Below are 19,557 nucleotides of genomic sequence, written 5' to 3'. Positions count from 1 at the left end.
GCGGTGGGGGGGGGCGTCTCGCGGCCGGCCGTCCGGGTGGCCGGGGGGGGGGGGGGGGGTGGGGGGGGGGGTGCGGGGGCGGGTGTGGTGTCGGTGGTCATACGGAGGCCTCCTCCTTCTCCAGTTGCTGGGCGCGGGCCACCTCGTCGTGGAGCAGGGTCCAGATCTCGTGGCGGTAGCGGGCGAACTCCGGGCTGGAGCGCAGGTCCTCGCCCTGGAGGCCGGTGCCCCGGGCGTTGAGGGACACCGGGACCACCTCCTTGACCCGTCCGGGGCGGGAGGTCATGACGGCGACCTTCTGCCCGAGGTAGACGGCCTCCTCGATGCCGTGCGTGATGAAGACGACGGTCTTGCCGGTGCTCTGCCAGATGCGGCGCAGCTCGTCCTGGAGGGACTCGCGGGTCTGCGCGTCCAGCGCGGCGAACGGCTCGTCCATGAGCAGGACGTCCGGGTCGTAGGCCAGTGACCGCGCGATGGCGACCCGCTGGCGCATGCCACCGGAGAGCTCGTGCGGGTGGCGGTCCTCGAAGCCGGTCAGGCCGACGAGGTCCAGGAACTCCCGCGCCCGCCCGGCGCGCTGCCGCCTGGGCACGCCCGTCGCCTCCAGGCCGAACTCGACGTTGCCGAGGGCGGTGCGCCACGGCAGCAGCGCGTACTGCTGGAAGACGATGCCCCGGTCCAGCCCGGGCCCGGTGACCGGCTCGCCGTCGAGCAGGATCCGCCCCGAGGTCGGCCGGGTCAGGCCGCCGAGGAGGTCGAGGAGCGTGGACTTGCCGCAGCCGCTCGGCCCCACGACGACCACGAACTCCCCCGGTTCGATCTCCAGGTCGATGCGGTCGAGAGCGGTGAACTGCTCCTTCCGTCCGCGGTCCTTCGTCGGGAAGGTCTTGGTCACCGCGTCGAACACGATCTTCGCCATGCCGGTCAGCCCTTCCCGTGGCCGTTGAACTCGTTGGTGTAGAGGTCGGCGGCCTTGAGCTGCCCCCGCTTGATCTCGCCGCGCTCGCCCAGCCAGTCCAGCCAGAGCTCGAACTCCTTGTCGGAGATCCGGCCGGCCGGCTCGGCCACCCCGTAGGAGTGCCAGTACTGGAGGGCGGCGGTGTCCTCGTTGCGACCGCGCTTCCGGACGATCTCCGCCATCCGGGCGATGACCTGCTCGCGCGGGGTGGTGCGGGACCAGTCGATGGCCTTGGCGACCCCGGTCACGAAGGTGCGTACGGTGTCCGGGTTCTGCTTGATGAAGCGCTCGGTCATCACGTACGTGCCGGCGCTGAACGGGCCGAGGAGCTCGACATCGGTGAACAGCGGGCGGATGCCGCCGGTCGCGAGGGCCTTGTCGCGCAGGACGCCGGTGAGTACGCCCACCTCGATCTGCTTCTGGCGCAGTGACTGCTCGATGTTGACGGGCGGCACCACGAGCGGCTCGACCTTGCCGGCCTCCGCCTCGGAGAGGCCGCTGCGGCTCAGGTAGATGTCGAGGAGCGCCTGGTAGTGGGCGCCCAGGGTGTTCATACCGACCTTCTTGCCGATCAGGTCCCGGGCGGAGCGGATGGGGCTGCCCTCCAGCACGTAGTAGCCGCCGAAGGAGTGCTGGTCGGAGCCGTACGAGGAGATGACGGCCTTGATCGGGGCCTTGCTGGAGGCCAGTTTGATGACGGCGCCGTTGAAGGCGCTGCCGAAGTGGGTCTGGCCGGTGGCGGCGGACTGGATGTCCTGCGGGCCGCTGATCGTGTTGCCGACCCACTCCAGGGTGACGTCGCCGAAGTGGCCGAGGTCCGCCGCCAGTTCGGGCAGGGTGACCGTGCCGACCGCCCCCTGGTACTTGAGGGTCTTGACCTGCCGGCCGGGGCCGCCGGTGGCCGTGCCGCAGCTCACCGCGGCCGCCGAGATGCCGAGCAGGGTGAGGAACTGGCGTCGGGAAGGGGTGGTCGGGGAGAGGGCTGCGGGCATGACGGGTCCTTGTCGGTGCGGGCCGCGGGAGGCGGGGTACGGGTTACGGGGCGGCGGCGAGCGGCGTGGCGGCGAGCGGGCCCGCGGCGCCGGAGGTGACGGCCGCGGCGCCGGGGCGCAGGGCCTCGGCGAACTCGTCGACGGCCTGGAACAGGTCCAGCTCCGCCTCGGGCCGCAGCCGGTCCGGGCCCGCGCCGCGCTCGACGGAGGAGTCGAGGACGAACCGGCCGGCGGTGACGTGCCGGGCGCCGAGCGCGGCGAGGACGGGGCGCAGGGCGTAGTCGATGGTCAGGATGTGGGCGAGGCTCCCGCCGGTGACGAGCGGGAGAACCGTTTTGCCGGCCAGGCCGTCCTGCGGCAGCAGGTCGAGGAAGGCCTTGAGCAGACCGGTGTACGAGGCCTTGTAGACGGGGGTCGCGATGACCAGGCCGTCCGCCGCGGCGACGGCTTCGAGCGCCCGGCGGATCTCGGGCTCGCCCCGGCGGGCGGCGAGCAGGTCGGCGGCGGGCAGCTCGCGCACGGCCAGGTGGGCGGTCTCGAAGCCGGCGTGGGACAGCCGGCGCAGTACGTGGTCGGCGACGACGGCGGTGCGGGAGTTGACGGAGGGACTGCCGGTGAGGGCGAGCAGCTGGGGCACGGGGGCTCCTTACGGGGGCGTACGGATGGCAGGGGCGCGGCGGGACGTCAGGCGGCGGCCGGTGCGGTGGAGGCGCCGGACGGGATGCCGAACGACGGGTCGGGCACGGCCTCGGGGCTGATCAGCCGGGAGGGCCGGCCGTCGGGGCCCACCGGGACGTCGCCGTCGACGGTGACGCGGCGCAGGGTGCGCTCGTGCTCGTCGGAGTCGTCCACGCCGTAGTGCTGGGTGGCGCGGTTGTCCCAGATCGCGACGTCGCCGGTCCGCCACCGCCACCGCACGGTGTTCTCCGGGCTCTGGATGTGGTCCTGGAAGAGGTCCAGGAGGGCGCGGGAGTCGCGGCCGGTGAGGCCGCTGATCCGCTGGACGAAGTTGCCGAGCAGCAGGGCGCGTTCCCCGGTCTCGGGGTGGACGCGGACCACCGGGTGCTCGGTGAGGAAGGTGGTGGAGGTGAACACCTCGCGGTACTGGGCGAGGGCCTCGGAGAGGGCGTCGGGCCGCAGGGCGGCGTAGTCGTACGCGTTGGAGTGGACGGCGCGCAGCCCGTCGGCGAGGGCGCGCAGCGGTTCGGGCAGCTGGGTGTAGGCGGTGGCGGTGTTGGCCCACAGGGTGTCGCCGCCGTACGGGGGGATGGTGACGGCGCGCAGGATGGAGAAGGCGGGGTAGGCGGGGACGAAGGTGACGTCGGTGTGCCACTGGTTGGCGCGGGCGCCGTGGTGGGAGTCGATGCCGAGGGCGTAACGGCCGTCGGCGGACGGCACGGTGGGGTGTGCGACGGGCGCGCCGAGCAGTTCGGCGAAGGCCTCGTGGCCGGCCTCGTCGAGGTGGTCCTGGCCCCGGAAGAAGACGACCTTGTGGGCCAGGAGGGCGGCCCGGATCTCGGCGACGGTTGCGTCGTCCAGGTCCGCGCCGAGGCGGACGCCGCCGATCTCGGCGCCGATGCGGCCGCCGATCCTGGTGACGGTGGTGGCCGTGGTGGCGGTTGCCATGAGGACTCCCTGGTGGAGGGCGCGGACCTGTCGGGTCCGCGGCCGAGGACATGGAGGGGTGCCGGCAGGGGCGGGGCGTGCCGCGGTACGGACGCGTGGGCCCGGCCGGGTACGGCGGGTGGGTCGCGGAGCCGCATGGGGAGCCGTACGGGCGCGGGCGGCGCGCGGGCGGGGTGGCCGTCGGGAGCGGGTGCTCACCGGCCGTCCGGCCGGCCGGACGACCCGGCGGCGGGGGCGGCGGGCCCCGGCCGCGGCCGGCGCCGGCCGCGCCGGGCACCGGAGCGGTGCGGTGCCGGAGCGGTGCGGCGGAGCTCAGGCTCGGCGGCGGGGGGCCGGACAGCGGCCCGGACACTCGCCCGGCGCGGTACAGGGGCCGGGGGTGAGGAGCCGCGGGACGAGGACTTCGGTCGCGGACATGTCCCGGAGCGTGTCAGCGCCCCCGGCGGCGGTCAACCCCCTTCCAGGGGCCTCGGACCGGCCCCGGGAGCGGCCCGGCGCGGACCCGCTCCACCCCGTATGACCTGGGCTTTCCCGCGATCCGGTGCCGGACGCCGCCGCGTCTTCGGCGGCCGGAAAGCGTGGCCGGATTTCATGGCCCCGCAACGCGCCCGCCACGCACGGCCCCGCCGCTCCGCCGTCCCACCGCCCCGCAGCCCGCAGCCCGCAGCCCGCAGCCCGCAGCCCGCAGCCCCGCAGCCCACCGCCCCACCGCCCCGCAACGCAAGCGGCGCGCGCGTCCCGCGGCGGCCCCTGCCGTGCACCCGGCGCGGCGGCGACGGTGCCGCTCGGCGGGGCGGGCGCTCTTTCGAGACCCCTCCCACCTCACGTGAGAGGGGGAGATCACACCCTGTGGTTATAGGCGTGCTCAGGGGCGCCCCCTAGCATTCGAGCCATGACGGTCCTGCCTGACGACGGGCTCTCCTTGGCCGCCGAGTTCCCTGACGCGACGCATGAGCAGTGGCAGCGCCTGGTTGAAGGCGTGCTGCGCAAGTCGGGCAAGGAAGTATCCGGCGAGGCAGCGGAAGACGCTCTGTCCACGAAGCTCCAGGACGGGCTCACCACCCGCCCGCTGTACACCGCGCCCGAGACGGCCGCCGACACCGGCTTCCCCGGCTTCGCCCCCTTCGTCCGCGGAGGCAGGCCCGAGGGGAACGCCGCCGACGGCTGGGACGTGCGCCAGCGCCACCTCGGCAGCGATCCCGTACGGGTGAACGAGGCCGTCCTCACCGATCTGGAGAACGGGGTCACCTCCCTCTGGCTGACCCTGGGCCGCGACGGCCTCCCGGTCGAGGCGCTCCCCCGCGCCCTGGACGGGGTCCTCCTCGACCTCGCGCCCGTCTCCATCGAGGCGGGCGCCGAATACGCCGACGCCGGCCGCGCGTTGCTGCGGCTGTACGCGGAACGCGGGGTGGCCCCCGAGGCCGCCCGGGCCTCCCTCGGAGCCGACCCGCTGGGCCACGAGGCCCGTACGGGCGAGGCGCTGGACCTCGACGAGGCCGCCGGACTGGCCCGGGAGAGCGCCGCGGGCTGGCCCGGGGTACGCGCCCTGACCGTGGACGCACTGCCGTACCACGAGGCCGGCGGCTCGGCCGCGGAGGAGCTGGGGCTGTCCCTGGCCACCGGCGTGGCCTATCTGCGTGCTCTGACCGGCGCCGGGCTGGATGTGGCGGCCGCCCTCGGCCAGCTGGAGTTCCGCTACTCCGCCACCGCGGACCAGTTCCTCACCATCGCCAAGCTGCGCGCCGCGCGCCGGCTGTGGGCCCGGGTCGCCGAGGCCTGCGGGGCGCCGGAGGCGGGCGCCCAACGGCAGCACGTCGTGACCTCCCCCGTGATGATGACCCGCCGCGACCCGTGGGTGAACATGCTGCGCACCACCGTGGCCTGTGTGGCAGCGGGCGTGGGCGGCGCCGACTCGGTCACCGTGCTCCCCTTCGACCACGAGCTGGGCCTGCCCGACGCCTTCGCACGCCGCATCGCCCGCAACACCTCCACCATCCTGCTGGAGGAGTCCCACCTGGCCCGCGTGATCGACCCGGCCGGCGGCTCGTACTACGTCGAGCGGCTCACCGCCGAACTCGCCGAGGCCGCCTGGGAGTTCTTCCGGACCGTGGAGAGGGCCGGCGGCCAGGCCGCCGCCCTGCGCTCCGGCATGGTCGCCGAGCGCCTCGCCGCCACCTGGGCGGAGCGCTCGCGGCAGCTGGCCGAGCGCCGCGAACCGGTCACCGGCGTCAGCGAGTTCCCGCTGCTGTCCGAGAAGCCGGTCGTACGCGAGCCCGCGCCGCGGCGGCCCGTCGGCGGCCTGCCGCGCGTACGCCGGGACGAGGCCTTCGAGGCACTGCGCGCCCGCAGCGACGCGCACCTGGCGGCGACCGGGGCCCGGCCGCGGATCTTCCTCGCCGCGCTGGGTCCGGCGGCCGCGCACACCGCGCGGGCCACCTTCGCCTCGAACCTGTTCCAGGCGGGCGGCGTCGAACCGGTCCACGACCCGGTGTCCGTGACCCCGCTGACGGCCGCCGAGGCGTACGCCGCGAGCGGCGCGGACGGCATGGCCGTGCTGTGCTCCAGCGACGCGCTGTACGAGGAGCAGGCCGAGGCGGTGGCCGCGGCCCTGCGCTCGGCGGGCGCCACGACCGTCTACCTCGCGGGCCGGCCCGGCACCGCCGCGGCGGCCGCGGACGCGTACGTCTTCGCCGGCTGCGACGCGGTGTCCGTGCTGTCCTCCGTACTCGACCGGATGGGAGTCGCGTCTTGAGCGGCACCGAAATCCCCGATTTCTCCGAGCTCGCCCTGGGCGGCGACGCCGCCGCCGGGTCCGAGGACCAGTGGCGCGCGGCGGTCAAGGAGGCCACCGGGACCGCCCCCGGCGACCTGCTGTGGGAGACGCCCGAGGGCATCGGCGTGCAGCCGCTGTACACCGGGCGCGACCTGGAGGGCCTGGACTTCCTGGCGACCTACCCGGGTGTGGCCCCGTACCTGCGCGGTCCGTACCCGACGATGTACGTCAACCAGCCGTGGACGATCCGGCAGTACGCCGGCTTCTCCACCGCCGAGGAGTCCAACGCCTTCTACCGGCGCAACCTCGCGTCCGGCCAGAAGGGCCTGTCCGTGGCCTTCGACCTGCCGACGCACCGGGGCTACGACAGCGACCACCCGCGCGTGACCGGCGACGTCGGCATGGCGGGCGTGGCGATCGACTCGATCTACGACATGCGGCAGCTGTTCGACGGGATCCCGCTGGACAAGATGTCGGTTTCGATGACGATGAACGGCGCGGTACTGCCGGTCCTCGCCCTGTACATCGTGGCGGCGGAGGAGCAGGGCGTCTCCCCCGACAAGCTCGCCGGGACCATCCAGAACGACATCCTCAAGGAGTTCATGGTCCGCAACACCTACATCTACCCGCCCAAGCCCTCGATGCGGATCATCTCCGACATCTTCTCCTTCACCTCGCAGAAGATGCCCCGGTACAACTCGATCTCCATCTCCGGCTACCACATCCAGGAGGCCGGGGCCACGGCCGACCTGGAGCTGGCGTACACCCTGGCCGACGGGGTGGAGTACCTGCGCGCCGGGCAGGCCGTCGGGCTGGACGTGGACGCCTTCGCGCCGCGCCTGTCGTTCTTCTGGGCGATCGGCATGAACTTCTTCATGGAGGTCGCGAAGCTGCGCGCCGCCCGCCTCCTGTGGGCGCGCCTGGTCAAGCAGTTCGACCCGAAGAACGCGAAGTCGCTGTCCCTGCGCACCCACTCGCAGACCTCGGGCTGGTCGCTGACGGCGCAGGACGTCTTCAACAACGTGACGCGCACCTGCGTGGAGGCGATGGCGGCGACGCAGGGGCACACCCAGTCGCTGCACACCAACGCCCTCGACGAGGCCCTCGCCCTGCCGACCGACTTCTCCGCCCGCATCGCCCGCAACACCCAGCTGCTGCTCCAGCAGGAGTCGGGGACCTGCCGGTCCATCGACCCGTGGGGCGGCAGCGCGTACGTGGAGAAGCTCACCTACGACCTCGCCCGGCGCGCCTGGCAGCACATCGAGGAGGTCGAGGCGGCGGGCGGCATGGCGCAGGCCATCGACGCGGGCATCCCGAAGCTGCGCGTGGAGGAGGCCGCGGCCCGTACGCAGGCCCGGATCGACTCGGGCCGCCAGCCGGTGATCGGCGTGAACAAGTACCGCGTGGAGAACGACGAGCGCATCGACGTGCTCAAGGTGGACAACTCCTCGGTGCGTTCGCAGCAGATCGCGAAGCTGCGCCGGCTCCGCGAGGAGCGCGACGAGGCCGTCACCCAGGACGCGCTGCGGGCGCTGACGAACGCGGCCGGACGCGGGGCCGGCCAGGGCATGGAGGGCAACCTGCTCGCCCTGGCGGTGGACGCGGCCCGCGCCAAGGCCACGGTCGGTGAGATCTCGGACGCGTTGGAGCAGGTGTACGGGCGGCACGCGAGCCAGATCCGTACGATCTCCGGTGTGTACCGAACCGAGGCAGGCGAGTCCCCGTCCGTGGAGCGCACCCGCGCCCTGGTCGACCGGTTCGAGGAGGCGGAGGGCCGTCGTCCGCGCATCCTCGTCGCCAAGATGGGCCAGGACGGGCACGACCGCGGCCAGAAGGTGATCGCGACCGCCTTCGCCGACCTGGGCTTCGACGTGGACGTCGGCCCGCTGTTCCAGACCCCGGCGGAGGTGGCCCGCCAGGCCGTCGAGGCGGACGTCCACGTGGTGGGCGTCTCGTCGCTGGCGGCCGGCCACCTGACCCTCGTACCGGCGCTGCGCGAGCAGTTGGCGGAGGAGGGCCGCGAGGACATCATGATCGTGGTGGGCGGGGTCATCCCGCCGGCCGACGTCCCGACGCTGCTGGAGATGGGCGCGACGGCGGTCTTCCCGCCGGGCACGGTCATCCCCGACGCCGCCCACGACCTGGTGACGCGGCTGGCCGCGGACCTGGGCCACGAGCTGTAGGCGGGAGACGCCCCGGCATGCCCCCGAGGATCGACATCGACGTGTACGCCAAGGGTGTACTCGACGGGAAGCGCGCGCACATCGCGCGGGCGATCACCCTCGTCGAGTCCACCCGGGCGGACCACCGCGCCCTGGCGCAGCAGTTGCTGACCCGGCTCCTGCCGCACGCGGGCAGCGCCCGGCGGATCGGCATCAGCGGTGTGCCGGGCGTCGGCAAGTCCACCTTCATCGACGCCTTCGGCACCATGCTCACGGGCCTGGGCCACCGGGTGGCGGTGCTCGCGGTGGACCCCTCGTCGAAGCGCACGGGCGGGTCCATCCTCGGTGACAAGACGAGGATGGAGCGCCTCGCCGTGGATCCGGCGGCCTTCGTCCGGCCCTCGCCCTCGGCGGGCACCCTCGGCGGCGTCGCCCGGGCGACCCGGGAGTCGATGATCGTCATGGAGGCGGCGGGCTACGACGTGGTCCTCGTCGAGACGGTCGGCGTGGGGCAGTCGGAGACCACCGTCGCGGGGATGGTCGACTCCTTCCTGCTGCTCTCGCTGGCCCGTACGGGCGACCAGTTGCAGGGCATCAAGAAGGGCGTGCTGGAGCTGGCCGACGTCCTGGCCGTCAACAAGGCCGACGGCCCGCACGAGCGGGACGCGAAGGCCGCCGCCCGCGAACTGGCCGGCGCCCTGCGGCTGATGCACCCGGCCGACGCGGCATGGACCCCTCCCGTCCTGACGTGCAGCGCACGGGAGTCGGCCGGCCTGGACGAGGTGTGGAACCGGCTGGAGCAGCACCGCACCCTGCTGGACGCGGGAGGCCGGCTGGCCGCGAAGCGGGCGGACCAGCAGGTGGAGTGGACCTGGTCGATGGTCCGCGAGGAACTCCTGGAGCGGCTGCGCGCCGATCCGGCGGTCCGGGAACTGGCCCCCGCGCTGGAGGCCTCGGTCCGTGCGGGCGCCACCACCGCGACCTCGGCGGCGGACCGTATCCTCTCGGCCTTCGGCAAGGCCTGACGCGCGCACCCGCGCACCCGCGCCGCTGGTCGGCGGCGCGGGGTCCCGCGGGCGGCCGGACTTCGGCCGGACCGCGACAGCGGCGACCTCCGTCAGACGGCGGAGAGGACCGATCCGGTCGGGGCCAGTGCCTGGCGCAGGATCCGGATCCGCTCCTCGGGGTCGGTGGTGGCCAGCAGCGCGGAGAGCACCGCGATCCTCGCCTGTCCGGCCCGCAGGGTGCCGGTCGGGACCGCTCCCGCCGCGACCAGGTCCACCGCGCCGCCGTGCGTGTAGATCTCGGTGACCGGACCGGCCACGACGCGCGTGGTCAGCGCGACCAGTACGCCGCGCCCCACGGCCGCCTTCACGGCGTCCGTGATCTCCGGGGTCGCGTTGCCCGCGCCCGTGCCCACCAGGACGATGCCGCGCGCGCCGGCCTCGACGGCGGCGTTCAGCAGTACCGGGTCGCCGTCGGTGTGGTGCAGCACGATGTCCACGCGCGGCGGGACCTCGGGCATCGCGGGCAGCGGCAGCGGCCCGGGCCGCTGCGGCACGCGCAGCATGGTGACCTTGCCGAAGCCGACCTTGCCGAGCAGTTCCTTGGAGGGGTCGGCGAACGCGTCCAGCGCCACGGCCTGCGTCTTGACCGTGCCCCGGGCGGCGTGCACGCGTCCCGCGAAGGTGATCAGGACACCGAGCCCGCGCGTGTTCGCGGCGGTGAGCAGCGCGTCGTACAGGTTCTCCGGGCCGTCGCCGTCGGCGGTGCCCATGGGCCGCTGGGAGCCGGTGAAGACCACCGACCGCGGGTCGTGGTGGTGCAGGTCGACGAAGAAGGCCGACTCCTCCAGCGTGTCGGTGCCGTGGGTGACGACGATGCCGTCCACACCGGGATCGGCGAGCACCTCGTGCACGGTGCGCAGCAGGGTGAGCTGGTGGGCGGTGGTGAGGCGCGGGCTGTTCACGCTGAACAGGTCGACCAGCTCGACGGTGACGCCCTCGGGCAGGGGCGCGGTGGCGATGACCTCGTGCCCGTCGGCGTCCGCGGCGAAGCCGGATCCCTGCCAGCGGCTGGCTATCGTCCCACCGGTGCTGATGACGACGATCCGTCCCATGGCAGCGGCCACCCTTCCTTCGTACGTGTGTTCCGGAAGCAGCAATGATAGAGAGATCTACGCGCAATGCGATTGCGCATCCCACCACACCCGCAACACTGGGTAAGGGATAATTGCGCCGTGGACGCCATCGACCGAGATATCTTGCGCGAGCTCCAGGCCGACGGCCGGCTCAGCAATCAGGAGCTGGCCCAGCGCGTGGGCCTGACCCCCTCCCCCTGTATGCGGCGGGTGCGCCAGCTGGAGGAGGACGGGGTGATCCAGGGCTACCGCGCGGTGATCTCCCCGGAGGCCGTGGGCCGGGGTTTCGAGGTGCTCGTCTCCGTCGAGGTGCGGCGCGACCGGGAGGCGGTCGAGGCCTTCGAGGCGGCCCTGCAGGACATCCCCGACGTCGTCGAGGCCTACCGGCTCTTCGGCAGCCCCGGCTGCCTGCTGCGGATCGCCGTCGCGGACCTGAAGGCGTACGAGCGGCTGTGGATCGAGAAGCTGACGGCGCTCTCCGGGGTCACCGAAGTGAACTCGCAGATCATCATGAAGCGCATCAAGGAGCCGACGGGCCTGCCGGTCGAACGCTGAGCGGCGCGCGTCCGCGGCGCGGGCGCCCCGGTCAGACCCCTTCCAGTGCCCGGGCGACGAAGTCGACGACCGAGGCGCGCAGCCGCTGCTGCCAGAGCAGCATGTCGTCGTGCTCCGCGCCGAAGAGCGGCGGCGAGAGCAGGGCGGTCGGCCAGGCACCGGTCCCGATGAGGACGAACAGCTGCCGGGCGGCCTCCTCGACGGGCCGGCCGGTGGCCCGCGCGAGCTGCTCGGCCTGGCGGGTGTACCACTCCTGGCGGCGCCTGAGCACGCCCTGCGGTTCGGCGCCGTAGTGCAGCGCCTCCCACATCAGCAGGCGCAGGAAGCAGGGATGGGCGCGGTGCAGGTCCATGACCCGCCCGACGAAGCCCGGCAGGTCGCCGTCGTCCACACCGGGCCTCGCCAGCGCGACCATCTCGTCCATCGCGTCGGTGAGCACCGCCTGGAAGAGCTTCTCCTTGTTGCCGAAGTAGGCGTAGATCCGCTCCTTGTTCACCCCGGCGTTCTCGGCGATCCGGGCCACCCGGCTGCCCGCGATGCCGTGCGTGATGAACTCCTCGTGCGCCGCCGCCAGGAGTTTGGCCCGGGTCAGCTCCGCGTCGTGGGCCATCACGGTCTGCGCACCTCAGCTTCCGGCCGGTACGGGCGAGGGGAGGACCGGCGCCGGTTCGGCGCCGCCCGGCAGCCGCCCCCAGCCCTGCCGCGCGGCCCGGCCGGTCAGGGCCAGGTCGGCGTCCCCCACCACGACCGGGAAGCCGACCAGTTCCAGCAGGGGCAGGTCCGAGACGTGGTCGCCGTAGGCCCAGGAGCGCTCCGTCGAGACGGCGTACTCCTCCACCACGCGGCGCACCGCCGCGGCCTTGCCCTCGCCGATCATCGGCAGGCCGATGCGGCCCGTGTAGCGCCCGTCGAGGATCTCGGGCTCCGAACACAGCGTCAGATCCGCCTCCAGGTACCGGGCGAGGGGCGCCAGGCACGCGGGGAAGGAGCCCGACACCAGGACGGTGAGGTCCCCGGCGGCGGTGTGCCGCCGGAACGCGTCGAGAGCCGACGGGTTGAAGAAGCCCCCCTGCCGCAGTTCCGCCCGGAACCACTCCTCGGCGGCTTCCGCCACCGCGGTCTCGGTCAGGTCCGCGTAGTTCTCGAAGTACGCGCGGTTGGTCACCGACCTCGGCACCCCGGCCGCGGTCATCGCCTTGAGCCGCTGCCGGGCCTCGCGGAAGACGGACGGCGGGAATCCGTCCGCCGCCAGGCGGTACTCCAGGAACCTGAAGATGGTGGTGCCGGTGACCAGCGTGCCGTCCACGTCGAAGAACGCCGCGACGTCAGGGGGGTTCATCTATTCTCTCCTGCGGTCCTCAGTCGGATGCCCCACGATCAGGCCGCGGCGCCCACGCCCTTCTGCAGCAGCAGCTCGGCGGTGTTCTCGATGGTCTGGGCGTCCTTGATCTCGTCGTCGGTTATCTCGACCCCGTACTCGCGGGTGAGGATGACGGCCAGCTCGACCAGCACGAGGGAGTCGAGCTCCAGGGCCTCGTAGCTGGTGGAGGCGTCCACGAACTCGGCCGGGATGTCGAACTTGGCGGTCAGCGTGTCGGCAATGTACTGCGCGAGGGAATTCATCAGACACTCTTCCTGATCGAATGAAATGACGGATGTGAGGCTGCGCTGACTCACACGACGTTGATCTCGGGCCACACCATCGCGGTCGAACCCCAGGTGAGCCCGCCGCCGAAAGCGGTCATGAGGACGCGTTCGCCCGCCTTGATCCCGCCCGTGTCCACCCCGTGGGCGAGCGCCAGCGGGATGGAGGCCGCCGAGGTGTTGCCCACCTGGTCCAGATTGACCACGGCCCGGTCCCGGTCGATACCGAGGTGGTCCGAGAGGGCGTGCAGGATACGGACGTTGGCCTGGTGCCCGACGAACCGGTCGACGGAGGCGGGGTCCCAGCCGAGGCGGTCCAGGAGCGCCGCGGAGGAGGCTCCCATCCGGGTCACCGCGTGCGTGAAGACCTGCTTGCCCTGCATCGTGAAGAAGAACCGGGACGGGTCGGACTCGGGCCCCTCGGAGCGCTGGCGCGAGCCGCCCGCCGGGACCGTGATGAGGTCCTTGTGCCCGCCGTCGCTGCCGAGGTCGAAGTCGAGCAGCGCACCGGGGTCGTCCGGGGAGCCGGCCTCCAGCACCACCGCGCCGGCGCCGTCACCGAAGATCACCGAGGTGTTCCGATCGGCCGGGTCGAGGATGGTGGAGTAGGTCTCCGCGCCGATCACCAGGACGCGGGCGGCCAGACCGGAGACGATCATGCTCGCTCCGGAGGCGAGCGCGTAGACGAAGCCGGCGCAGACCGCGGCGATGTCGAAGGCCGGTACGGTGCCCAGTCCGAGGCGGGCCGCGACGTCGGGGGCCGTCCCCGGGCAGGGGTGGTCGGGCGTGCTGGTGGCCAGGACGACCGCGTCGACGGCGTCGACGCCGGCGGACTTCAGCGCGCGGGCGCCCGCCTCGAAGGCGAGGTCGCCCGTCGCCGTGCCCTGTTCCGCCCAGTACCGCTGGCGGATGCCCGTCCGGGTGCGGATCCACTCGTCGCTGGTGTCCAGCGTGCGGGAGAGCTCCTCGTTGGTGACGAGGCGCGGCGGCAGGTAGGTGCCCAGGCCGCGCAGCACGGCCGCACGCCCCTGCCGGCCGAAGGCGCTGCCCGCGTGCTCGGTTGTCTCGACCGTCACATCAGGCCCTCTCGTCGCGCGGCAGCTGATGGGCGACGGACGCCCGCAGTCGGATCCCGCCCAGCTCGCCGACGATGTCCGCGCGCCGCCAGGTCTCGCCCTTCGAGGTGTTCAGCACCATGCTGTCGGCCAGGTGCGCCGAGGTGGTCGTGACCTCGTCGAGCGGCCGCAGCGGGCTGTCGGCCTCCAGCACGGTCTGCCGCATCCACAGCGTGTTGCTGTTCGCCCGGCTGACACCGTCCAGTTCGTACAGCAGGACCTGGCCGAGCTGGAGCCCCACCACGAAGCTGTCGATCATGGAGACCGAGGAGTGGTAGCGCCCTTCGACGCCCCGCCCGTCCACGGGGGCGTCCTCGCGCGTGACGAAGCCGACCCCGGACGCCGTACGGGCCGTGTCGCCCTCGCCGGTGAACTCGATGTCCCGGATGGTCTGGCGCCGTGCCTTGTACCCGCTGCCGAAGGGCCGCTGCGGACCCTCGCCGAGAGCGGCGTCCAGCGAGGCGTACGTACCGGGCGCGCTGACGGGGGTACCCGCCGGGTGGTCGATCTCGGCGCGGACCGTCAGCGTGCCGATCCTGGAGTCGAGGACGGTCACGAGCCGGTCGGGCCCGTCCGGGGACGGGCGTACCTCGGCCGGTACCGCCTGGATGTCGAAGCCCTGGAGGTCTTCCTCCACAGGGCTCGATCCGGCCTTGATCCGGGCCTTGCGGATCCAGGCGCCGGCGCGCTGGCGCTCGTCGAGGCCCCGGCTGTGCGCCAGGTACACCTCGCTGAGCTGGACGCCCAGGACCAGGGCGTCGATGGTGCTCAGGTGCGGCCGCTGGTCCGTTTCCCCCTTGCGGGACCAGTCGGACGGATACGCCACCGACGCGCGGCCGCGGACGTAGCCCGTGCCCGACTCGTCGTGCCCCACGACGATCTCGCCCACCTCGTGGACGCCGCGCTTGAATCCCTCGCCGAAGAACCTCTGGTCCCCCGGACCCAGGTAGTCGTCGATGGAAGGAATCGGATTCTGCTTGAGTGCTGTTACCCCGCTGGTCATTGAAATCCCCCTGAATGCAGTCGTGCGGCCTGCCGCCCCTCCGGGCCCGGAGGCTCCGGAGGGGCGGCCTGCTGGATTGCGGTCGGTCAGGCGGTGAAGGCCTCGGCGATCGCGTAGCTGTCCTCGTACATGTGGTAGCGGACGATCTCGCCGTCGACGACGGTGAAGTGCAGCGCGTAGCCGTTGGTGAACTTCTTGCCGGTCTCCAGGACGCCGAAGACGCAGTTGGCGATGACGACGGCGTCGTTGCCCTCGGAGATCTTGGTCGTGACCTCGAAGGACTCGGGGGCCGTCAGGACCTTGCCGAAGATGCCGAAGAACTCGGCGATCTCGTCCTTGGTGGAACGGGCGCCGGCCCACGGCACGTTCGGGGCGCCGGCGACCTTGAAGTCCGTCTTCTCGGCGAACAGGTCCAGGATGCCGGGCAGGTCGCCGGAGCCGAAGGCGCCGAAGAACGCGTCGACGGTCTCGATGGTGGAACGCGTGGTGCTCATGGTTGTTCTCATTTCTCTGATGAAATCAATGAAATCCGGCGGATCCAACGGATCTTGTGGATCTGGTGGACCTGGTGAGGTCTGTGGAGCGGATACGATCTGTGCGACCGGGTGATCCGGTGATCGCTGACGCGCGGTGGTGCCGCGCGGGGAGAGCGAGGGGCGCTCGGCGGAGCGGTCAGGCGCCCACGGCCGCGCGGCCGGCGAGGATGACGGCGGTGTGCTGGGCGACGCGGGCACCGAGGTACTCGGCGGTGGCGAGGTCGGCCTTGTGCACGCCCTCGGGCGGGAGGTCGGCCAGGGTGGCCGCGGCGGCGCCGTTGAAGTAGCCGAGGCGGTTGAGGTCGTTCTCGCTCTCGTCGCTCTTGTGCCAGCCCGGGAGCAGGCCGAGGTTGACCCAGTTCATGCCGTGCTGGGCGGCGAGGGTGCCGAAGTAGGCCAGGGTGGAGTGCTTGTCACCGGCCTTGCAGGCGGCGTTGGTGAAACCGGCGCCGACCTTGTCCTGCCAGGTGCGGACGAGCCAGCGCTTGCTGGTCGACTCGGCGAAGGCGTGGAACGCGCCGGACGCGGAGCCCATGTAGGTCGGCGAGCCGAAGATGATCGCGTCGGCGGCGTCGAGGACCGCCCACTGCGCGTCGTCGATCTTGTCGACGCGCACCAGGGTGACGTCGGCACCGGCCTCGGTGGCCCCGGCCGCGACGGCGGCGGCGAGCACGTCGGTGTGGCCGAATCCCGAGTGGTAGGCGATGGCGATGTTCGGCTTCTGGGTCACGGGAGTCCTCACAGGATGTCGGTAAGGGAAAAGGGGAGGTGCGAAAGAGTGCGGGGGCCGGTCAGACCGCGCGCAGGCCGGTCAGACCGCGCTGGGCACCCGGTCGGTCTCGATGCGGAAGTCCTGGCGGCCGTAGTCCGCCCAGGCCAGCTCGATGGCCTCCTCGGTGCTCATGACGGCGTCGAGACCGAAGATTCCGGCGATGGTCTCAAGACGCTCGGGCATGGTGCCGCTGACGACGTGGTACGGGATCTCCAGCTCGTCGAGCGTGGCGAGCAGCATGTCGTCGATGGTGGCGCGGAAGCCCTCGTTCATCGGACGGTGGCCGTCCGCGGCGATGGGGAGCTCGTGGCGCAGGTGGACGTACGCGTCGAACGTGTCCTTGACGTGCTGCTTCAGCGCGAAGCCGAACTGCTCGACGACCTTGGCGAAGAACTCCATCTCGGCGGTGGTCGGTTCGGTCACCCGACCGCCCTCGTTGCCGGCGGTGGCGTTGGGGTTCATGCCGTGGATGACCCGCGCCGCCCCGTACAGCCACTCCTGGAGCGACGATCCGTCGGAGATGAAGTTCTGGCCGAGCTTGGCCTCCTCGGCGACGCGCCCGGAGTGCCTGCGGAGCATCAGCTGGAGGAACTCGGCCGGGGTCACGTCCGCCAGCGCCTTGCCGGGGAACGTGTCCGGCAGGATCTCCCGGATGGTCCGCGCCAGGGTGCGCGGGACACCCGTGTAGTGGGACAGCGCCATCACGGTCGAGGTCTTGCCGGCGGAGTAGGTGCCGGATATCGAGATTCTCACCTTGCTTGATCCTTCGCTTTCGATACGTGCCGCCCCGCCGGATGGCACGGGATCGGTCTTCGTCGAGCTGGTCCTACTGGTCTGTCACCGGGATCCGCCGGCCAGCCTGGCGTTCAGCCGCATCAGCAGCGGAAGCAGCCAGTACGCGGCCACCGGCACCACGATCGCCGTGAGTACGAGGGTCTGCACGGGCAGTGGCAGTCCGCCGAGCAGCGGTCGCATGAGGATCATGACGACGGTGATCGTCGGATACACGGCCGCCCAGGTCATGAGCGCCCGCATGTGCACCGACGGGGTGGAACGGGACGAGGACAAGAGAAACCCCTTCCGCTTCGTTCGAAGCCTCCCCCAACTGGATGGTTGGAGTCTTGCACACGGCTCCGCGAACTGTCCAACCACTTAGTTGAACTTTTGGCATACCCTGGATGCCATGGCATGGGACACAGCAAGGACGAAGCGGCTCCTCCTGGAGGCCGCGAGGGCCGAGTTCGCCGAGTACGGCATCGCGGGCGGTCGGGTCGACCGCATCGCGGCGAAGGCGGGAGTCAACAAGGAGCGCATCTACGGCTACTTCGGCAACAAGGAGAAGCTGTTCAACGTGGTGCTCGCCAGCGCCCTGGTGGAGCTCGCGGAGACCGTGCGGCCGGGCGAGGGCCCGATCGGCGAGTACGTGGGCCGGATCTACGACTTCCACCGCAAGGACCCGGCGTTCCTGCGGCTGCTGATGTTCGAGGCCCTGTACTACGGGGACTCGCTGGTGGAGGAGAACCCGGGCCGCTTGGAGTGGTACACCAACGCCTCCGAGAGCCTGGCCGAGGCGCGGGGCTGCACTTTGGAGGAGGCCGGCCACCTCCTGATCACCATCATCGGCCTGGGCGCGTGGCCCACCGCGATGCCCCAGCTGGCCCGCCTCGCCATGGGCCCCCAGGCCCATGAGGAGGACGCCCAGCAGGCCCTGCGCGGTTTCCTCGTGGACTTCGCCGAACGCGGCGCCCACCGGCCCCCCCACCGGCCCACCCCTACGGAAACCCCCTGACCCCCACCCCCCACCCGCCTCGCGGTCACCAACCCCCCACCCGACCGCGAGGCCCCCGCAGCGGCGCACAACGCGCGCGGCGGACGCGCGCGGCGGCGCAGGACACGCGCGCGGCGGGTGAGACCCGCGGGCGGCGCGGCGGGACCCGCGCGGACGTGCGTGCCGACCCCGGAGCCCTCCGGGTCAGGCGTCTCGCTGATCGGCTCCGTGGCGCTTACGCACCGGCTCGCCGTCCGGAGCCGACCCGGGCAGCGGCGGGATGCCCGCTGCCCGCGACGCCAGGAGGGCGAGGAGCGCCGCCGTGAGGGAGAGGGCGGCGAGGGCCGCGAAGAGGCGGGGGTAGCCGCCGAGTGGGGCGGCGAGGGCGGCGGTCGCCCAGGGGGCCAGGGCTGCCGCGATGTGGGCCGGTGCGCCGAGGAGTCCGGAGAGGCGGCCGTAGTGGGCGGTGCCCCAGCGGTCGGTGACGGCGGTGGCCTGGAGGAGGGTGAGGTTGCCCCGTACGACTCCGGCGACGACCGCGAGGACGACCAGCAGGAGCATCGGGCCGGGGATGAGGGCCAGCGTGGCCGTGCTCGCGCCGCCGAGGGCGATGAGGGTGACCGTACGGGTCGTGACGGAGGTGCGGGCCGACAGGCCTGCGTAGAGGGTGCGGCCGAGGGTCTGGCCGGCGCCGCCGAGTCCGAGGGCCCAAGCGGCGGTTGTCGCGTGCGCGCCCCGTTCGGTGAGGAGCGGGATGAGGCCCATGACGACGGCGTACATCGCGAAGCCGGAGAGGGTGAGGGCCGCGGCCAGCAGGAGGAAGGGGCGGCTCCGGGAGACCGGGGTGCGGTCGGTGACCGGTGGCGCCGGCGGTGCGGGCGGCCAGGGCGCGCGTAGGGCCAGGGCGTGCGCGGGGATGGTGACGGCGGCCAGGATCACGGCGAGGACCGCGTACGTGGCGCGCCAGGACAGGTGCTCGGCGAGGAGCGCGGTCAGGGGTGCGAAGACGGTGGAGGCGAGCCCGCCGGCGAGGGTGACGACGGTCAGGGCCCGGACCCGGTCGGGCCCCCACCAGCGGGTGAGGGCGGCGAAGGCGGGCGGGTAGAAGGTGGCCGCCATGGCCACTCCGGCGAGCGCCCAGCCCGCCGTGAAGACGGCCGGGTTGGGTGCGGCGGCGATGACGAGGAGGGCGAGGGTGCCGAGTACGGAGCCGGCCGTCATCACGGCGCGCGGCCCTCGGCGGTCGAGGATCCGCCCGATCGGGATGCCGGCGACGGCGGAGATGAGGAGCGCGAGGGAGAACGCGGCGGTCGCACCGTTGACGGACCAGCCGGTGGCGGACGTCAGCCGCGGGAGCAGGACGGGGAAGGCGTAGTAGACGACGCCCCAGCCGGTGATCTGCGTGGCGCAGAGCGCGGGCAGTACGGCGCGGGGCGCCCTCCCGCGCCCACCAGCGCTCTGGCGGAGCCCGCGACCGAGGCCCGACGCCCCCGCGCAGACGGCCCGAGCGAGC

The 19,557-nt window shown here is 72.6% G+C and carries 20 protein-coding genes; 5 read left to right on the top strand and 15 right to left on the bottom strand.

All coding sequences use genetic code 11. The annotated features are described in order from the left end of the window. Positions 1-97: 97 nt before the first annotated feature. Genes ACFWUQ_RS27065 through ACFWUQ_RS27050 form a run of 4 tightly spaced genes read right to left on the bottom strand, consistent with a single transcriptional unit; the run spans position 98 to position 3,576 of the window. Positions 98-919: an ABC transporter ATP-binding protein gene (locus tag ACFWUQ_RS27065; RefSeq protein WP_384543096.1), complete on the bottom strand. Its 822-nt coding sequence runs from the start codon at positions 917-919 to the stop codon at positions 98-100. A gap of 5 nt (positions 920-924) precedes the next feature. Next, complete coding sequence (locus tag ACFWUQ_RS27060) at positions 925-1,950, bottom strand: ABC transporter substrate-binding protein (RefSeq protein ID WP_384543093.1); 1,026 nt, start codon at positions 1,948-1,950, stop codon at positions 925-927. A gap of 43 nt (positions 1,951-1,993) precedes the next feature. Beyond that, positions 1,994-2,587, bottom strand: coding sequence for an NADPH-dependent FMN reductase (ssuE, locus tag ACFWUQ_RS27055; RefSeq protein WP_384543091.1), 594 nt, complete (start codon positions 2,585-2,587; stop codon positions 1,994-1,996). A gap of 47 nt (positions 2,588-2,634) precedes the next feature. Beyond that, positions 2,635-3,576 (bottom strand): TauD/TfdA dioxygenase family protein, encoded by a 942-nt coding sequence (locus ACFWUQ_RS27050; protein WP_384543088.1) that lies wholly within the window; start codon positions 3,574-3,576, stop codon positions 2,635-2,637. 892 nt (positions 3,577-4,468) lie between these two features. Here ACFWUQ_RS27050 and ACFWUQ_RS27045 point away from each other — a divergent pair. The 3 genes from ACFWUQ_RS27045 to meaB are packed head-to-tail and all read left to right on the top strand — an operon-like array spanning position 4,469 to position 9,536. Continuing rightward, positions 4,469-6,328 carry a methylmalonyl-CoA mutase family protein gene (locus ACFWUQ_RS27045; protein ID WP_384543086.1) on the top strand — a complete coding sequence of 620 codons (1,860 nt, stop codon included), beginning with the start codon at positions 4,469-4,471 and terminating at the stop codon, positions 6,326-6,328. After that, complete coding sequence (scpA, locus tag ACFWUQ_RS27040; protein WP_384543083.1) at positions 6,325-8,532, top strand: methylmalonyl-CoA mutase; 2,208 nt, start codon at positions 6,325-6,327, stop codon at positions 8,530-8,532. Before ACFWUQ_RS27045 ends, scpA begins: the two co-directional genes overlap by 4 nt. A gap of 17 nt (positions 8,533-8,549) precedes the next feature. After that, positions 8,550-9,536, top strand: coding sequence for a methylmalonyl Co-A mutase-associated GTPase MeaB (gene meaB, locus ACFWUQ_RS27035; protein WP_384543080.1), 987 nt, complete (start codon positions 8,550-8,552; stop codon positions 9,534-9,536). Positions 9,537-9,628: 92 nt separating this feature from the next. On the opposite strand, the gene ACFWUQ_RS27030 is transcribed toward meaB, so the two are convergent. After that, the gene (locus ACFWUQ_RS27030) at positions 9,629-10,630 is read right to left on the bottom strand and encodes an asparaginase (protein ID WP_384543099.1); all 1,002 of its coding nucleotides are present in this window, start codon (positions 10,628-10,630) and stop codon (positions 9,629-9,631) included. 120 nt (positions 10,631-10,750) lie between these two features. On the opposite strand from ACFWUQ_RS27030, the gene ACFWUQ_RS27025 reads away from it, so the two are divergent. Next, positions 10,751-11,206, top strand: coding sequence for an Lrp/AsnC family transcriptional regulator (locus tag ACFWUQ_RS27025; protein WP_384543077.1), 456 nt, complete (start codon positions 10,751-10,753; stop codon positions 11,204-11,206). Between the two features lie 31 nt (positions 11,207-11,237). On the opposite strand, the gene ACFWUQ_RS27020 is transcribed toward ACFWUQ_RS27025, so the two are convergent. The 9 genes from ACFWUQ_RS27020 to ACFWUQ_RS26980 all read right to left on the bottom strand — a co-directional run bounded on the left by ACFWUQ_RS27020 (position 11,238) and on the right by ACFWUQ_RS26980 (position 17,344). Continuing rightward, the gene (locus tag ACFWUQ_RS27020) at positions 11,238-11,816 is read right to left on the bottom strand and encodes a TetR/AcrR family transcriptional regulator (RefSeq protein WP_384543075.1); all 579 of its coding nucleotides are present in this window, start codon (positions 11,814-11,816) and stop codon (positions 11,238-11,240) included. A 15-nt stretch (positions 11,817-11,831) separates the two neighbouring features. Beyond that, positions 11,832-12,545, bottom strand: a complete 714-nt coding sequence (locus ACFWUQ_RS27015; protein ID WP_384543073.1) for an HAD-IB family hydrolase — start codon at positions 12,543-12,545, stop codon at positions 11,832-11,834. A 38-nt stretch (positions 12,546-12,583) separates the two neighbouring features. Continuing rightward, entirely contained in the window at positions 12,584-12,829 is a 246-nt protein-coding gene (locus tag ACFWUQ_RS27010; protein ID WP_384543070.1) for an acyl carrier protein, read from the bottom strand. 50 nt (positions 12,830-12,879) lie between these two features. Next, positions 12,880-13,926, bottom strand: a complete 1,047-nt coding sequence (locus tag ACFWUQ_RS27005) for a beta-ketoacyl-ACP synthase III (protein ID WP_384543066.1) — start codon at positions 13,924-13,926, stop codon at positions 12,880-12,882. Position 13,927: 1 nt separating this feature from the next. Then, on the bottom strand, positions 13,928-14,968 hold the full coding sequence (locus ACFWUQ_RS27000; protein WP_384543064.1) for an AvrD family protein: 1,041 nt from the start codon (positions 14,966-14,968) through the stop codon (positions 13,928-13,930). 86 nt (positions 14,969-15,054) lie between these two features. Next, on the bottom strand, positions 15,055-15,462 hold the full coding sequence (locus ACFWUQ_RS26995) for a nuclear transport factor 2 family protein (RefSeq protein WP_384543061.1): 408 nt from the start codon (positions 15,460-15,462) through the stop codon (positions 15,055-15,057). Positions 15,463-15,640: 178 nt separating this feature from the next. Then, a complete protein-coding gene (locus ACFWUQ_RS26990; RefSeq protein WP_384543059.1) occupies positions 15,641-16,234 on the bottom strand; it encodes a flavodoxin family protein in 594 nt (197 codons plus the stop codon). An 81-nt stretch (positions 16,235-16,315) separates the two neighbouring features. After that, positions 16,316-17,029, bottom strand: coding sequence for an AAA family ATPase (locus ACFWUQ_RS26985; RefSeq protein ID WP_384543057.1), 714 nt, complete (start codon positions 17,027-17,029; stop codon positions 16,316-16,318). A gap of 84 nt (positions 17,030-17,113) precedes the next feature. Beyond that, positions 17,114-17,344, bottom strand: a complete 231-nt coding sequence (locus ACFWUQ_RS26980; protein WP_384543055.1) for a hypothetical protein — start codon at positions 17,342-17,344, stop codon at positions 17,114-17,116. A gap of 115 nt (positions 17,345-17,459) precedes the next feature. Here ACFWUQ_RS26980 and ACFWUQ_RS26975 point away from each other — a divergent pair, with 115 nt between their 5' ends. Next, complete coding sequence (locus ACFWUQ_RS26975; protein WP_384543052.1) at positions 17,460-18,065, top strand: TetR/AcrR family transcriptional regulator; 606 nt, start codon at positions 17,460-17,462, stop codon at positions 18,063-18,065. A 183-nt stretch (positions 18,066-18,248) separates the two neighbouring features. On the opposite strand, the gene ACFWUQ_RS26970 is transcribed toward ACFWUQ_RS26975, so the two are convergent. Then, positions 18,249-19,557 (bottom strand): MFS transporter (locus tag ACFWUQ_RS26970; RefSeq protein WP_384543050.1); only part of this gene is annotated, 1,309 nt, incomplete at its 5' end.

It is taken from the genome of Streptomyces sp. NPDC058662, from assembly GCF_042716255.1.
Classification (GTDB): Bacteria; Actinomycetota; Actinomycetes; order Streptomycetales; family Streptomycetaceae; genus Streptomyces.
This window is presented reverse-complemented; position numbering and strand designations above follow the sequence as displayed.